The following is a 15137-nucleotide window of genomic DNA, read 5'->3' as shown; positions in this document are numbered from 1 at the left end:
CCGGGGCCGGGCGCCGCGGGACCGGTTCAGGACGCCGCCGCCGCGGTCGCGGCCGCTGCGATGCGGGCGCCCTCCGGCGGAAACACCCAGCCGTGGCACATCGACCAGCACGGGTCCACGCTGACCATCCAGCTCGACCCCGCCCTCAGCTCGGCCATGGACGTCGGCTTCCGCGGCAGCGCGGTCGCGGTCGGCGCCGCCGCGTTCAACGCGCGGGTGGCCGCCGCCGCGCACGGCCTCACCGCGACGGTCGACTTCCGCAGCGGCGACGAACGATCCCCGCTGAGCGCCGCGATACGTCTCTCGCCAGGGGGCGACGCCGAATTGGCCGCCCTGTACGAGCCCATGTGGCGGCGCGAGACCAACCGGCACACCGGCACTCGCGTCGACATCCCCGCCGATCTCGTCGCGCAGTTGTGCGCTGCCGCGGAAGCGGAGGACGCCGGCCTCCGCATCCTCGATGCACACGACGACCTCCGCGAGGTCGCCGCCATCCTGGCTGCCGCCGACCGGATTCGCTACCTGACGCCGCATCTTCACGCTCAGATGTTCGACGAACTGCGTCTGACTGGTGATGCTCGCCAGAGCACGGGGATCGATGTGAGGAGCCTCGAGCTGCGGGACTCGGACGTGGCGCTGCTCGGCATCCTGCGACGCGGCGACGTCATGTCCGATCTCGCGCGCTGGGGCGCCGGCTGGGCCCTCGGGGATGACACCTACACCAAGGTTTCGGCGGCAGCCGGGATGGCCGTCATCTCGATGCGCGGCAGCGCTCTGACCGACTTCGCCCGCGCCGGGTCCGCCGTGGAGTCGGTGTGGATCCGCGCCCAGCAGCACGGACTCGCCGTGCATCCGGTCTCGCCGGCGTTCCTCTACGCCCTCGACGAAAGGGACTTTCACGCGCTGTCCCCGGCGTACACGCGGGACCTCGCCCGTCTGCAATACAATCTCCGCAAGCTGTTCGGCTCGGAACCCGCCGAATCAGTGGCCTTGGTCTTGCGGCTGTCTCGGGCACCACGCACGTCTGTGGTGAGCCAGCGCCGGGGCATGCGTTGACCCATGTCACAAGGGCCTGAAGGGACAGGACGAGCCATTGCCCGAGAGCCTGGACTTGGTCGTCACATCGGTCGCCACGCGACTGATGGGTGTGTCGGCGGCCACATCCGCCGAAGTGAGTCAGCAGGTACTCGCCTACCTGGTGGAGTACTTCGGTGTCGATGTGAGTTTCCTGCGCCGCAACGACCACACCATTCACGCGTCGGTGCTCGTCGCCGAATGGCCGGTGCGTCCCGGCATCCCGGACCCCGATCCCCTCGGGGTCGTGTACTTCCGCGATGCGGATCCGGTGTTCGCCCTTGCCGAGCACCAGAAGGAGGCGGTCGTCTTCCGGCCTGAACCGGCGACCGACGACTACCAAAAGAGGATCAACGAGGGCAGGCAGATCCCGGAGACCTCGATGGCGTGCGTGCCGCTGCTCTCGGACGAGCTGACCACCGGTGTGCTCGGCTTCGTGAAGTTCGGCGACCGCAATTGGACCGAAGCAGAGCTCAACGCACTCAAGGCGATCGCCTCCCTGTTCGCGCAGGTTCAGGCGCGGGTGCAGGCCGAGGAACAACTTCGCTACCTCGCCGAACACGATGACCTCACCGGGCTGTGCAACCGTCGCGCCTTGCTGGCACACCTGGACGCGCGGCTGGCCGAAGGCCGGCCAGGACCGGTCTCGGCGCTGTTCTTCGACCTCGACAGGCTCAAGGCGATCAACGACTACCTCGGTCACACGGCCGGCGACTGGTTCATCCGGGTGCTCGCCGAACGTCTCCGAAGAGGCGCCGAAGGACCCAACCTGATCGCCCGCCTCGGCGGCGACGAGTTCGTCGTGGTCCCCGCGGAGCCGATGGATGCCGGCGCCGCCGAAGCACTCGCCCATCGGCTGCAGTCGACGCTGCGGGAGCGCGTCTCCATCGACGGTGAGATGCTCACCCGGACGGTGAGTATCGGTGTCGCCCTTGGGATACCTGGTCAGGACAGCACGTCTGATCTCCTCCGCCGGGCAGACCAGGCGGTGCTGACCGCCAAGAACTCCGGAGGCAACAAGGTCGCGGCCTTCACAGACGACATGTCGATGAAGAGCGAGTTCCGCAACGACATCGAGCTCCATCTGCAGAGCGTCATCGAGAACGGCGCGCTGCTTCTGCACTACCTGCCCGAAGTCGACATGCGCACCGGAGACATCCTGGCCGCCGAAGCGCTCGTCCGGTGGCAGCATCCGACCCGGGGACTGCTGTCTCCCGATTCGTTCATCGGGGTCGCCGAATCCATCAACCTCGCCGGCGAGCTGGGACGCTGGGTGATGCGTTCGGCGTGCGCCGAGTTCGCAGGCTGGCGGTCGCGTGGCGTCGGCACGAACACCGTCCTGCGGATCAACGTCTCGCCGGTGCAGTTGGTCACCGACGGCTTCGTGGAATCCGTCGCAGGCGTGTTGAACGAGTTCGATCTCGACCGTGGTTCGGTCTGCCTGGAGATCACCGAGAGCGTGGTGGTGCAGGACATCGAAACCACCCGAATCACGGTCGCGGGCCTGAAGGAGGCAGGCGTGCAGGTCGCGATCGACGACTTCGGCACCGGTTACAGCGCGCTGTCCCATTTGAAATCGCTGCCGGTGGACACCCTCAAGATCGACAAGAGCTTCGTCCGCGAACTCGGTTCAGACCCCGGCGATCTCGCGATCGTACGGGCGATCATCGCACTGGCCGAGGCGTTCGGGCTGGAACTGGTGGCCGAGGGCGTGGAAACCGAGGCGGCAGCGTTGACCCTGCTCCGGCACGGTTGCCACCGAGCGCAGGGCTTCCTGCTGTCCCGTCCGATCGCGGGGGCGGCGATGGAGTCGCTCCTCGCCAAGGGCCGGATACCCGTCAACTTCTCGGCGTCGTCGCGGCCCTGACCGACGCCGCGGGATCCGACGCGACAGCCGGGTCCGCCGTCAGCAGCTCGACGCGGCCGAACCGGCTGCCGACCCTGCTCACCAGCGCGACCCGCAGGACGGCGCCGTCGGGGGTGTCGATACCTACCTCGCCGGCAGGAGACCCGGCCCGGCAGAGCAGCACCCCGTGCCTGGCGCGAACGGCGAAGGGGCCGTCGGATGTCGCGAAGACAGCCCCGATCACCTGACCCCCCTCGAACACCAGGCGCTCGAATCGCATTGCCCGGTACACGCGAACACCGCGCATGTGCGCCTCGGCGCCGAGCCAGTCGAGCACCGAGCCCACGTCGTCACCGGGAGCGACGGTCATGGACCCGATCTCGGTCACCTCGAACGCCTCGCCGTCACCGGACTCCATCGCAGTGGAGGTCCAGTCGGTCACCCGGGTGTACAGGTAACCCGACGGCGCCGGGATGCATTCGGCGGACCAGTCCCGCAACCGCGAACCGACGAACGGGGCGATCTTTCGCCCCGGCCGGTCGGCGGGCTCACGGACCCACCGGATCGGCAGGTCGTCGTCGCGGTGCGCGAGAGCCGCCACATCGAGGTCGGCCGTCAGGTCGGTGAGGTAGGCCGCCGTCTCGCTGTCGCCGCACTCGAGGGTGAACCATCCACGGTCGGTGGCGCCGGCCTCGGTCTCGGGCGCACCCGCGACGAAAACCTCGACGCCATCGTCGACCGCGCAGATCGCGGTCGCCAACCCCGGGAGACCGGCATCGGTGCACACCACATCGGCTTCGTCGTCCCATTCGAGATCCGGCGTCGCGTCGGTGGTGTGAAAGGCCGGGCTGTGGCTCCCGACGGCTGGGGTCATCGGTTCATTGTCCCCTCCGGTCCGGTTCCCTCCGGTCCGGGCACCACGACGTGCGGATCGGCCGGCCGGCCGCGCCCCCGGGAAACCCCGGGGTGACCCCACTTAACTAACTAGGTTTACTCTGTGTCTGAAACCGTGCAGAGGAGGGAACTTCGATGGACCTGGAATGGTCGGCGACCGACCTCGCGTTCCGCGACGAGGTACGAGCCTTCCTCGATGCCAGGCTGACGCCTGAGTTGCGACGCGCTGGACGCCTGATGACCAGCGTTTACGCCGATCACGACGCCAGCATGGAATGGCAGCGGATCCTGCACGAGCAGGGCTGGGCCGCCCCGGCGTGGCCGGTCGCCTACGGCGGATGCGACTGGACCCTGACCCAGCACTACATCTTCAGCAGGGAATCGACGCTGGCCGGTGCGCCGTCCCTGTCGCCGATGGGCATCAAGATGGTCGCCCACGCGATCACCAAATTCGGCACCGACGACCAGAAGAACTACTTCCTGCCGCGGATCCTGACCGGCGAGGTGTTCTTCTGCCAGGGGTACTCCGAACCGGAGGCGGGATCAGACCTCGCGGCGCTGTCGATGGCCGCCCGCGACGACGGCGACCATCTGGTCTGCACGGGCAGCAAGATCTGGACCACGCACGCGCAGGAAGCGAACTGGATGTTCGCGCTGGTGCGCACCACCAGGACCGACAAGAAACAGCGGGGCATCACGTTCGTCCTCATCGAGATGTCGACGCCGGGCATCGAGATCCGCCCGCTGGTGATGACGTCGGGCGAAGAGGTGCAGAACCAGGTGTTCTTCGACGAGGTGAGGGTGCCCAAGACCAACGTCATCGGCGAGATCGACGACGGCTGGACCGTCGCCAAGTATCTGCTCGAGTTCGAGCGCGGCGGTGGCGCGTCGGCACCGGCACTGCAGGTGATGGCCGAGGAGATCGCCACGGCGGCCGCCGGGCAACCCGGGCCCGGCGGCGGCCGCCTGCTCGACGATCCAGCCTTCGCCCGCAAGCTCGCGGACGTACGCATCCGCACCGAGGTCCTCGAGATCCTCGAATACCAGGTGCTGGCAGTGGTGGCCGAGGGCGGAAACCCCGGAGCGAAATCGTCGATGCTCAAAGTGCTCGGCACCGAACTCAGCCAGGCGATCACCGAACTCGCGATGGAAGCCGCCGGTCCCCGAGGCCGCGTGTACCAACCCCACGCCACCTGCCCCGGCGGCCCCATCGCCGACTTCGTACCGCCTGCCGATGACTACGTCAGCGGGGAGCCCTGGCAGGCCGTGGCTCCCCTGCGTTACTTCAACGACCGTGCCGGCTCGATTTACGCCGGCAGCAACGAGATTCAGCGCAACATCCTGGCCAAAGCTGCATTGGGGCTCTAGATGGACTTCAAACTCAACGACGAACAGGAACTGCTGCGCGGTGGCCTCACCAGGTTCCTCGCAACGCGATACGACCTGGAGAAGAGCCGTTCGGCGGCCAAGACCGGCCAGGGCTGGCAGCCCGACATCTGGCGCGCCTTCGCCGACGAGCTCGGCATTCTCGGTGCGGCCCTCCCCGAGGACTGGGGTGGCATCGGTGGCGGGCCGGTCGAGATGATGCTGATCGCCGAGGCTTTGGGGCACGCCCTGGTGGTCGAGCCGTATGTCGACACCGCGGTGGTGGCAGCGGGGTTGCTGCGCCGCGCCGGCGGCGATATCGCCGCCGACCTGGTGGAGAAGATCGTCTCGGGCACCGAGATCGTCACACTGGCGGCCACCGAGCCGACCTCGGGCGAGCACTGGCAGCACGTGTCGACGGCCGCCGCACGCGACGGTGACCACTGGGTGCTCACCGGAACGAAGATCGTCTCCGCCGGCACGCCGCTGGCCGGCCACGTGCTGATCACCGCGAGGACGTCCGGTGACGTCTGCGATCCTGCCGGCATCTCCCTGTTCCTGGTCGACATCTCCTCGGGCGCAACGGGAATCGAGCTGCACAGCTACCGCACGATCGACGACCGGCGGGCGTCCGACATCGTCCTGGACGGCCTGCGGTTGCCGGCGACAGCGCTTTTCGGTGAAGAGGGCGCTGCCTGGCCGTCGTTGGCGCAGGCGCGCGACGAGGGAGCGGCGGCGGTCTGCGCCGAAGCGGTCGGATGCATGCGAAAGGTGCTGGCCGACACCGTCGAGTACTGCAAGCAGCGACAGCAGTTCGGGCAGCCGATCGGCACCTTCCAGGTGCTGCAGCACCGCATGGTGGACATGTACATGGAGGTCGAACAGTCCTCCGCAGCGGTGTATCTGGCAATCCTGCACCTCGAGGCCGACGACGAAACCCGCGCGCGTGCGGTCTCGGCCGCCAAGGCGACGGTCGGCAGGGCCGCGCAGTTCGTCGGGCAGCAGGCGGTGCAGTTGCACGGCGGGATGGGCATGACCGAGGAACTCGCCATCGGGCACTACTTCAAGCGACTGACCGCCCTGCAGTCCGAGTTCGGGTCGACCGACCACCACGTGTCCCGCTACGCGCAGCTGACCACGCGATAGGTCCGATCCGCGTCACCCGGGCCGAGTGACCCGGTGGCGGATTCCGAGCAGCATCCGGCGCTCCATCACGAAGTGCGCGATGTCGTAGAGCAGGTTACCGGTGTATCCGCCGTTGCCGCGGGCCACCAGCCGGGTGCGTTCCCCTTCCGGGAGCAGGTGGAACGACCAACTGCCCGAAGCCTTTTCACCCCGCTGGACTCGCTCGTAGTCGTCAGGGCTCATGAGCACGAGGTGGGACTTCGGCACCAAGGCCGCCACGACCTGCCTCCCCCGGTCGCCGCCGCGACGCGCGAGCCACACGGTGTCGCCGACCTGCCGGTCCTGCCATTCGGCGTGAATTGTGTCGGCGTTGTGGATGTCGGCGCCCACGGCACGTTCCAGGCGGCTGTAGCTGTAGAACCCGCCGCGGTCCTCGCCGATCTGCACCAGCCAGGGCCAGATCGCCTCCGGCCCCGCGTCGATGGTGACCGCACGAGTCGTCCGGGGTTGGGCGGTGGCGACCAGGTCGTCCCCGGGCAGACCCGCGACGATCTCTTCACGCGTGGCGCCCCAGAAGTACAGCCGGGGCCTGATGCGCGCCCGATAACCGATCACCAACCCCACCAACGCCATCGCGGCGGCGAGCCACGATCGCTGACGGCGCACGGTCACGCGCGTCTCGCGACGATCACCGGCACCCGCGCCGACTGCACCACCTGCGAGCCCACCGAGCCGAGCAACATCCCGGCGAATCCACCGCGCCCGTGGCTGCCCACCACCAGCAGCTGGGCCTGTTCGGCCTCCTCCAGCAGGCGGCGGGCCGGCTGGTCGCGGCGCACCACGCGGCGCACCGTGACATCGGGATAGCGTTCCTGCCACCCGGCCAGGCGTTCCGCGAGGAGCATGTCCTCCTCCGGTTGCATCTCCGACCAACCGGCGTCGGGCAGTTCATAGCCGGCGTCACTCCAGGTGTGCACGGCGACCACGCCGACCCCGCGCCGCGACGCCTCGTCGAACGCGATCGCGGTGGCGTGCTCGGATGCCGGTGAGCCGTCGATGCCCACGACGACCGGCGCCTGCGAGGGATGCGGAATCAGCGGATCCTCGTCGTGGATCACCGCGACCGGGCAGTGCGCGTGCTGCACGAGCCCGGAACTGACCGATCCGAGCAGCAGGCGACTCACCGTACCGAGCCCGCGACTTCCGACGACGATCATGTCGGCGTCCTTGGTGAGGTCGGTCAGTGCCGGGATCGGCGGCCCAGGGATCACCTTCTGGTCGACGCGGAGGTGTTCGACACCCACGGTGGCAGCCTCGACGACGCGCAGCGCGTCGGCGAGCACTTCGCGCGCATTCTGCTGCTCGTCCTCGATGAACTGGGTGGGCAGCGGGACCTGAACCCACGCCTGCACGGATGCGCCCGGCAGCACGTGCACAAGGGTCAGCGGGACCCGCCGCAGGGCGGCATCGCGGGCGGCCCAGTCGATGGCGACGCGCGACGGCGCCGAGCCGTCGACTCCGACGACGATGCCGCGGTGCGCTGGTTGGGTGGACATTGGTGCGCTCCTCACCTGAACGGCGGCGTCGATGCCGCCTGACACACCGACGTTATCGCCTCGGGTGGGCCCAGGTAAGAGACGAAAGTCCCTGAGCACTCCGACAACCGGTGGCGCGGATCGTCACGTGCTGCGAACCTCGCCGATGGTGAGCAGGCGGGTCCCGAGCCGTCTGCATCGATTCCATCGTGCGCGCCGGTCCTTGATGCCGTGCAGCCCGCCGTTGACGGCGCGCGTCGCGCCCTCGAGATCGCCGTCGTCGGCGAACGCATTGAGGTCGCGGGCCACGGTCCAGTACCAGACGACACCGAAGAAACCGAACGTGTCGCCGGCAAGCTGGGCGGGCTGATCGATGAAAAACGTGGGTGAGCGCACCAGGTTGCGGCCGTGCGCCCACCGGGAGACCGCGGCGTAGTTGTTGCGCCCGGTCAGTTGGATCGGCCCACGCCCCTTGAATCGGGGGCCGTCTCCCCTTTCGGTGTTGCCGAGGTCGGTGCGGCCCTCGTACGCGGACCCGTCGGCGATCTCCTCCATGAACTTCAGCCCGCCTGACTCATGTCCGAGTTGCGCCAGCCACATCGCGATGCGGTCCACCGTGGTGCAGTCGCATTCCCTCAGCGCGGCCGCGACGCCGGGCAGCAACGCGTGGTAGCGCTCGAGCGGCATGCTGCGGCCCATCGCCTCGGCGAGGATCTCCCCCGGCGACAGAAGCGATTCGGCTTCGTCGGTCGGCTGCGTGTTCACCGCGGCCTCAGCCACCTTTCCTAATTGCTTTTCCGATGATGTTCCTGCTCAAGCGAAATCGCCTGCCGGCGGGGTGAGGGCCCCAGCAGGGTCTCCGCCCGGACCACTGTCGCATCAGCGGTCGCGGTCTGGCTGTTCGTCCTCGAAATGGGCCGTCTTGGCCGGACCTCGGCCCTTGGCCTTGTACATCGCGGCGTCGGCGTCCCGGAGCACATCGGCCAGGCTTCGCTCGTCGTCGCTGCCCACGGTGGTTATCCCGATGCTCGCACCGATCCGCAGCGTCAGCGTCCCGACGACGATGTCCTCGGCCAACACATCGTGCAGGCGACGTGCGATCGCTTCGGGCCCAGCGCCTTCCACCGGCCCGATCAGCAGGACGACGAACTCGTCGCCGCCGATCCGCGCTACGAGATCCTGCGCTCGGGTCACCGACTGCATCCGGGCCGCGGCGATTCGCAGCACGTCGTCGCCGATCGGATGCCCGTGGCTGTCGTTCACCGCCTTCAGCCTGTCGAGATCGATGAACAGCACCGCCGACAGACGGCCGGGACCGTGCTCCTTCAGCGCCAGCGCGGCTTGATCCAGTGCGTAGCCGCGGTTGGGCAGTCCGGTGAGCCAGTCGTGGGTCGCATCGTGCAGCAGTCGCTCACGCGCGTCGTGATGCTCGGTGATATCCGTGAAGGAGAACAGCACCGACGAGTTCTGGGGATCGCCGGGGTCGATCAGGCAGCCGTGTCCCATCACCCAGATACGTTGGCCGTCGGTGCGGTCGACGCCGACCACCTGCCCGCCGAGGCTCAGCCCGGTCTTCTGGATCCACCGGATCGGGTGCGAATCGATGCTGATCCGTTGCCCCTGCGCGTCGTAGAGCGGCAGATCCACCCCTCGGCTGCTGTGGTGCACTCCGACGAGATCCTCGGCGCCGCTGCCCAGCATCCGGCGTGCGGCCACGTTGGTGAACTCGAAACGCCCATCACTTCCCACGATCACCACACCGTCGTGAAGGAGGTCGAGCACTGCACGAAAGCGATCCCCGCTCCGTTCGGTCGCACCCGTCGTCTCGCACACGATCACATGCCCGTCGGCGGTCGCGATCACCAGCACGCGCACCGAGAGTGCTTGGCCTCCAGCGCCGTGGTGCGTCGCGGGCTCCCGCCCACCCGCCCGGCCGAGGACGCCCGGATCGAGATCGGCACCGACGGCACGCTCGATGCGCATCCCCAACACCTCGCGGGCCGAACGGCCGTAGAGGCTGCGCGCGCCCGTGTTCCAGCCGGTGACGATGCCGTCACGGTCGGTGGTGATGATCGCCGCCGTCACCGTCGCCCCCGATGGCGTGTCGTCGCCGGCGGCTTCGGCCCGGCGGGGGGCGTGGCGGGGGGCGCGGCGACGGAAAATGACCTCGTAGGTCGGCGTCCCATGCCGCATCCTCAGCGCTGCGACCGCGTGTGCGGCCAACGTGGTGCCGTCGGCGCACAGCAAGGTGACATCGCACGTCTCCGAGATGTCGCCGTCCTCTCGCAGTCCGGCGATCCGCTCTCGAACGCCGGCCAACGACGTGGGGTCGACGTAATCGGTGATCGGGCGGCCGACGATCTCGGCCTCCGACTCCGCCTTGAGAGCCCGGGCCGCAGCGGGATTGACGTAGTGCACAACGTCACCGGCGTGGATGCACACCGGCGTCAGACTGCGATCCAGGAGCCGGCGATACTCCCTTTCGGCGCCGGATTCGCTTCGCGCATCATCCTGGCCGCGGGCGTCACAGGACGACATCAGTCGCCCGCGCGCTGCGTCGTCACGTCAAAAACCACTTCGGCACATGCTTCCCCCGGTCAGCCGACCGCGACGGCCCTCACCCACACCCCTGATCGCAGCCTGCGTGTCAGGCTAACAAGCCGCATGAGCGCGCGGAGGCGATGCCGTCTTTGTGCGTACGCAGCACCGAGGCGCGCACCGTCGGCCTCACTGCGTGGCCATCGCGAACGGCTCGGTGCGGCGGGAGCACCGCCGACTGATGTGCGTTGCGCGGTGACGCCGACTTCACACGGTCAGCCAAGGTACGTAGCTCTGGTAAGTGAGGTAAGCCTTTACTAATCTGCGCCATGGCCCGTTGTGGCTACCCGTCCCCCTGTGACTCCTGGAGAGAACCCGTGCAATTAGCCCTTCGTGCCGACTCGGACCGCGATTTCTGGTCCGCGCCCACTCCCCCGTTCACCGCGACAAGAGATTGCTGATTGCCGGCGTCGCAATCGCGGGCGCGTCCGTGATCGCGATCAATCCGGTGGCACCGTCGCTGTCCCTGCCCGCCGTGCAGGACCGGGCGGTAGAGCTCTCGGCGTGGGTGGACCCGATCGCCACGTGGGGTGACACCATCAGCACCACGGTCGAGAACGTGGGGATTCGGGGCAGCGAGCTGGCCACATCCTCGCTGCCCTCGCTGTGGCAGATCGTCACCAACCAGTCGATCTACGACGATGTCGCAGCGATCATCACCAACCCGGTGCCCGGGCTGCAGCAGTTCTTCACCAAGCTGCCCGGTTACACCGAGATCATCGGTTCGGGCTTCCAAGAGGCTCAGGCCGGCCTGCAGGTGCATTTCGGCAAACTGCCCGAGACATTCTCAGCCGCTTGGGATCTGGTTCTGCAGGGCAAGTTCACCCAGGCCTTCGCCGAGGTCACCAGCTGGCTGGTGTTCGGGCTCGGCGAGGCGGGCTGGCCCCTGTTCCCGGCATTCGAGATTCCGGGCGAGATCGCGCGGGACCTAGGGGCGCCGAACGTCGCCAAGGTGCTCGACGTCCTGTTCGTCGGCGACAACGCCGCAACCGGCTACGCGTATTCGCTTCTGAGCCCGCCCCTCACCGCGATCTACCAGCTCACCGACATCCTCAACGCGGTGTCGGGCTCCCTGTACGAGGGTGACTGGGTGACTGCGGTGAGCGAGGTCATCAACGCGCCCGCCAAGGTCCTCAACGCCTTCCTCAACGGCTATCAGCCGAGCGTTGCCGCCGAATGGGAGACCTTCCCCGGCTTGTTCAGCGAGGACGGCCCCATCGCCACGCTGTTCGTCAAACTCCCCAAGGCGATCGCGGAGGCGCTGAGCGCCCCGCCGGAAGAAGCGGCCGACGAGTCGGCCACCACGACCGAGGCCACCCTGGCGAAGGTGACTTCGACCGAGGTCGCTTCGGACGGCGCCTTGGTGACGCTCAATGTCGACGCGGAGACAACCACGGACGACACTGCCGCGGCCACCGATACGTCCGCCGAAGGCTCGACCGAGCCTGCCGCGGAGGGTGACTCGGTGACGGCGGTGGTCGTCGACGACAGCATCACCGAGGAGCAGACGCCGGCGACGGAGGCGGACGACGCGGCGACCGACGACACGGAGACCGAGGAGCAGACGCCGGCGACGGAGGCGGACCAAACCGAGGCCACCGACGAGGACAGTGCCGAGGACAATGCGGATTCGCCGGATACCGAAACCGACGCCGGCAGTGACACGCCGGACACCGCATCCGACACGTCCGACAGCAAGTCCGGCAAGTCGGACAGCACCAAGTCCGGCAGCGACGAGTAAGTAATTCGATGACGACGGCCCCTTCGGTGCCGAGGGGCCGTCCGTCGTCGAGAACCAAAGTGAGACATCAGGTATGCGGACGATGTGTGCAACCGACCGGCGGCGCCGCGAGGTCGGTTGTGCTCAATCGTGTTTGTGCGCACCGGAATGCGAGTGTGGATCCGCCATCACCTGGCGATAGACGCCATGCGCCCACACCTGCAGGCCGAGCATCGCCTCGACGTATTCCCTCGCTTCAGCGAGGCCCTTGCCGGCAAGTTGTTTGAGCGCCATGGCGTGGCCGTGGCGTCGCTCGACTTCGCTTCGGACCGCCGCGCTGAGTACGTCGACCAATTCGTCGAGGTTTCCCGTTTCCAGGGCACGCTCGGCGGTGGGGATCACCGGTCCGACGTCGAGCCCCGCCGGCTTCAGACCGGTGAACGGCGCTCCCTCCCCGGCGCGGTGCACGCGGACCGCGGTCTCGAAAAACCACCGGTCGGCGACATCTCGCGCTTCGCCGCCGAGCGTCCGCACTTTACGGGCGCGGTCGAACGCATCACGCAGCTCGTGCTCGCCGTCGGCATCGACGTAAGGGAGAATCAGATCAACCTCATCGGTCTCGAGCGCGAGGCGGGCGGCGCTCACCACCGGGCCGTCCAATGAGTCGCAATGTGGTGGCATCTCGTCACGACCTTTCGAAATCGCGTCCTGAGCCCAGCGTGTGCCTGCGGGCGGCCCGACGCTAGAGCCGTTGGTCCTTGGTTAGCCCGGTTCGGGGTTGGCGTTGCTCATTCGGCGACGACACGCCGGTACCACCGATCAGGCCCGACTCGTACACCACTCTGCTGGACGCAACCGCAAGACCATCCTCTGCCGCACACGAAACATTGTTCCGTAGTGGGCCATCAAAACTTGCCCAGCCACCAGTTACCAAGCACCCCTACTGATCGCCACTCCACTCGCGAGAACAAGTGGTCCATCGCCCCGGAACTTGTCGGTGGTCGAATGTATGTACTGCTTATCTGCTTAAGTGGACTGGCGCAGGACTAGAACTCACCGTAGGTGTCGCTGGGGATGAACTTGTCGTCATTGTCGTTGAGGGCGATCGCGTTTGACGTGCGGCTGACGAGTTCGTTTAGTGGATGAGGGTCGGTGTTGACGCTTTGCTGCAGCAGGCGATAGAAGAGCATGCCGCGGGCAGTTGATCGGCGCCGGTTGAACCGGAACGTGAACTCGTCGAGGTAGTACTGGAGGTGCTCGCGTTCGACGCGATAGTGGTGAGTGCCGGCGTTCCAGCGTTTGAGCAGCGAGGCCACCCGGTGCGGGCCGGGCAGTGTGACATGCCCGGGTTCAGGTGAGCTGTACCCGGAGATGTACTCGTGTTGGTAGCCCTCGTTGGCCAGGACGCGGAACATCCGGGCGCCGTCGGTGCGGATCACCGAGCCGGGCTCAACGGTGGCGCGGGCGAAATCGACGAGCTGTTTCGACCCAGGAGAATCGGCGACGGCGAGACGGACGCGGCCAAGTCGAAGTTTCCTATTGACTTCTGTGCCAACGTTTTCCACTGCGATCATGACGGGAGCCTTGTCTGTGGAGGCGCCTAGCTTGCCGCTGGCGCGACCCCCGACGAAGGATTCATCAACTTCGACCACCTCGCTGAGCAACTCTCGGTCGGGGCGCACCATCGCCCGGCGCATCTTGTGCAACCAGGCCCACGCGGTCTCGTAGGAGCCCAGGCCGAGCATGTCGTGCAGATTCTTCGCAGACGCCCCGTTCTTCTGCGAGGTGACCAACCAGATCGCGGCGAACCATGTGCTCAACGGAGTGCGGGTGCGGTGAAAGATCGTTCCAGCGGACACCGAGGTCTTACGGCCGCATCCCACGCACTTCCAGTGCTGGGTGGAGGTTTGCCACGCCCGGTCGTGACCGCACGATGGGCACCGAAATCCGCCGGGCCAGCGCAAACGGGCCAGATACGCTGCACACGAGGCTTCGTCGGGAAACCACGCCCGGAACTCCTGATATGTCCGCGGATAGTCCACACCACCCACGGGACCGCCGTCGAAACCCACACTGACCAGTGTAAGTCCACTTAAGCAGATAAGCAGTATGTATGTTCGAGTCATGTCCGGGGAGGCGTTGCAGGAGGCGGTGACCGCGTTGCGTGCCGCGTTCGACGCGTTGACCGCGTGCGACGTCGATTTGCTGACCCGGTCCGACCTTGTCGAGCCCCTCGATGAGCTCGAATCCCTGTCGTGTCAGCTGCCGGCGCTGAGGAACCGCATGCTGGCCCGTTTGCAGGCCGAGGCGACGCCGCAGCAGATGGGTGCCAAGTCCTGGAAGGACGTGCTCGCAATCCGCTGGCGGATCTCCACCAGTGAGGCCCACCGCCGGTTGACCGAGGCCGCGGTGTTGGCGCCGCGGCGGGCATTGACCGGAGCGTCGCTGCCACCGTTGCTGCCCGCGACCGCCGCCGCCCAAGCCCACGGGTTGATCAACAATGAGCACGTCGAGGTGATCCGCAAGGCCGTCGCCAAGCTGCCGGGTTTCGTGGACGCGGTCACCCGCGCGCAGTTCGAGGTCGGCCTGGTCCGTAACGCGGTCGGCGTCGGACCCAAGGAACTCAAGGACACCGCCTGCTTGACCCTGTTCCTGCTCGACCAGGACGGCCCCGAACCCGACGACACCGAACGCGCCCGCAAGCGCGGGGTGTCGAAGGGCAAGCAGCGCTCTGATGGGACGTCCTCCTTCACTGGGGACCTGACACCCGAAGCGTCGGCGGTATTGGAGGCGATCTTCGCCAAGTACGCGGCGCCGGGGATGTGTAACCCCGACGATCCCGAACCCTGCACGGCGCTCTGATGGGACGTCCTCCTTCACTGGGGACCTGACACCCGAAGCGTCGGCGGTATTGGAGGCGATCTTCGCCAAGTACGCGGCGCCGGGGATGTGTAACCCCGACGATCCCGAACCCTGCACG

At 67.5% G+C, this 15137-nt stretch carries 12 protein-coding genes and 2 pseudogenes; 7 read left to right on the top strand and 7 right to left on the bottom strand.

Annotated elements, in window-relative coordinates; translation table 11 throughout:
• Positions 1-1056 (top strand): nitroreductase family protein (locus H7I57_RS12635; protein ID WP_504928638.1); only part of this gene is annotated, 1056 nt, incomplete at its 5' end.
• 85 nt (positions 1057-1141) lie between these two features.
• Entirely contained in the window at positions 1142-2941 is a 1800-nt protein-coding gene (locus H7I57_RS12630) for a putative bifunctional diguanylate cyclase/phosphodiesterase (RefSeq protein ID WP_372510210.1), read from the top strand.
• Here H7I57_RS12630 and H7I57_RS12625 read toward each other — a convergent pair.
• On the bottom strand, positions 2913-3794 hold the full coding sequence (locus H7I57_RS12625; RefSeq protein ID WP_264023854.1) for a hypothetical protein: 882 nt from the start codon (positions 3792-3794) through the stop codon (positions 2913-2915). The genes H7I57_RS12630 and H7I57_RS12625 overlap by 29 nt on opposite strands.
• A gap of 155 nt (positions 3795-3949) precedes the next feature.
• On the opposite strand from H7I57_RS12625, the gene H7I57_RS12620 reads away from it, so the two are divergent.
• Complete coding sequence (locus H7I57_RS12620; protein ID WP_264023852.1) at positions 3950-5182, top strand: acyl-CoA dehydrogenase family protein; 1233 nt, start codon at positions 3950-3952, stop codon at positions 5180-5182.
• Positions 5183-6325, top strand: a complete 1143-nt coding sequence (locus tag H7I57_RS12615) for an acyl-CoA dehydrogenase family protein (protein WP_264023851.1) — start codon at positions 5183-5185, stop codon at positions 6323-6325.
• 12 nt (positions 6326-6337) lie between these two features.
• Here the strand turns inward: H7I57_RS12615 and H7I57_RS12610 are convergent, their stop codons facing one another.
• The 4 genes from H7I57_RS12610 to H7I57_RS12595 form a co-directional block, all read right to left on the bottom strand.
• Positions 6338-6937, bottom strand: coding sequence for a hypothetical protein (locus H7I57_RS12610; RefSeq protein WP_264023858.1), 600 nt, complete (start codon positions 6935-6937; stop codon positions 6338-6340).
• Positions 6938-6972: 35 nt separating this feature from the next.
• A complete protein-coding gene (locus tag H7I57_RS12605) occupies positions 6973-7860 on the bottom strand; it encodes a universal stress protein (protein WP_264023850.1) in 888 nt (295 codons plus the stop codon).
• Positions 7861-7983: 123 nt separating this feature from the next.
• On the bottom strand, positions 7984-8604 hold the full coding sequence (locus H7I57_RS12600) for a glycoside hydrolase family 19 protein (protein WP_264023848.1): 621 nt from the start codon (positions 8602-8604) through the stop codon (positions 7984-7986).
• A 114-nt stretch (positions 8605-8718) separates the two neighbouring features.
• Complete coding sequence (locus tag H7I57_RS12595) at positions 8719-10377, bottom strand: diguanylate cyclase domain-containing protein (protein WP_264023846.1); 1659 nt, start codon at positions 10375-10377, stop codon at positions 8719-8721.
• Positions 10378-10867: 490 nt separating this feature from the next.
• Between H7I57_RS12595 and H7I57_RS12590 the strand changes: the two genes are divergently transcribed.
• On the top strand, positions 10868-12178 hold the full coding sequence (locus H7I57_RS12590) for a hypothetical protein (protein WP_264023844.1): 1311 nt from the start codon (positions 10868-10870) through the stop codon (positions 12176-12178).
• 123 nt (positions 12179-12301) lie between these two features.
• Here the strand turns inward: H7I57_RS12590 and H7I57_RS12585 are convergent, their stop codons facing one another.
• Positions 12302-12817, bottom strand: a complete 516-nt coding sequence (locus H7I57_RS12585; RefSeq protein ID WP_264023843.1) for a DUF6448 family protein — start codon at positions 12815-12817, stop codon at positions 12302-12304.
• A gap of 386 nt (positions 12818-13203) precedes the next feature.
• Positions 13204-14208 (bottom strand): IS1595 family transposase, encoded by a 1005-nt coding sequence (locus H7I57_RS12580; RefSeq protein ID WP_264023857.1) that lies wholly within the window; start codon positions 14206-14208, stop codon positions 13204-13206.
• Between the two features lie 58 nt (positions 14209-14266).
• Between H7I57_RS12580 and H7I57_RS12575 the strand changes: the two are divergent.
• Positions 14267-15013, top strand: a pseudogene (locus H7I57_RS12575) (DUF222 domain-containing protein); the annotation flags it as partial.
• Between the two features lie 25 nt (positions 15014-15038).
• Positions 15039-15137: pseudogene (locus H7I57_RS33470) on the top strand (hypothetical protein); the annotation flags it as partial.

This window comes from Mycolicibacterium pyrenivorans (genome assembly GCF_025821625.1).
Classification (GTDB): Bacteria; Actinomycetota; Actinomycetes; order Mycobacteriales; family Mycobacteriaceae; genus Mycobacterium; species Mycobacterium pyrenivorans.
This window is presented reverse-complemented; position numbering and strand designations above follow the sequence as displayed.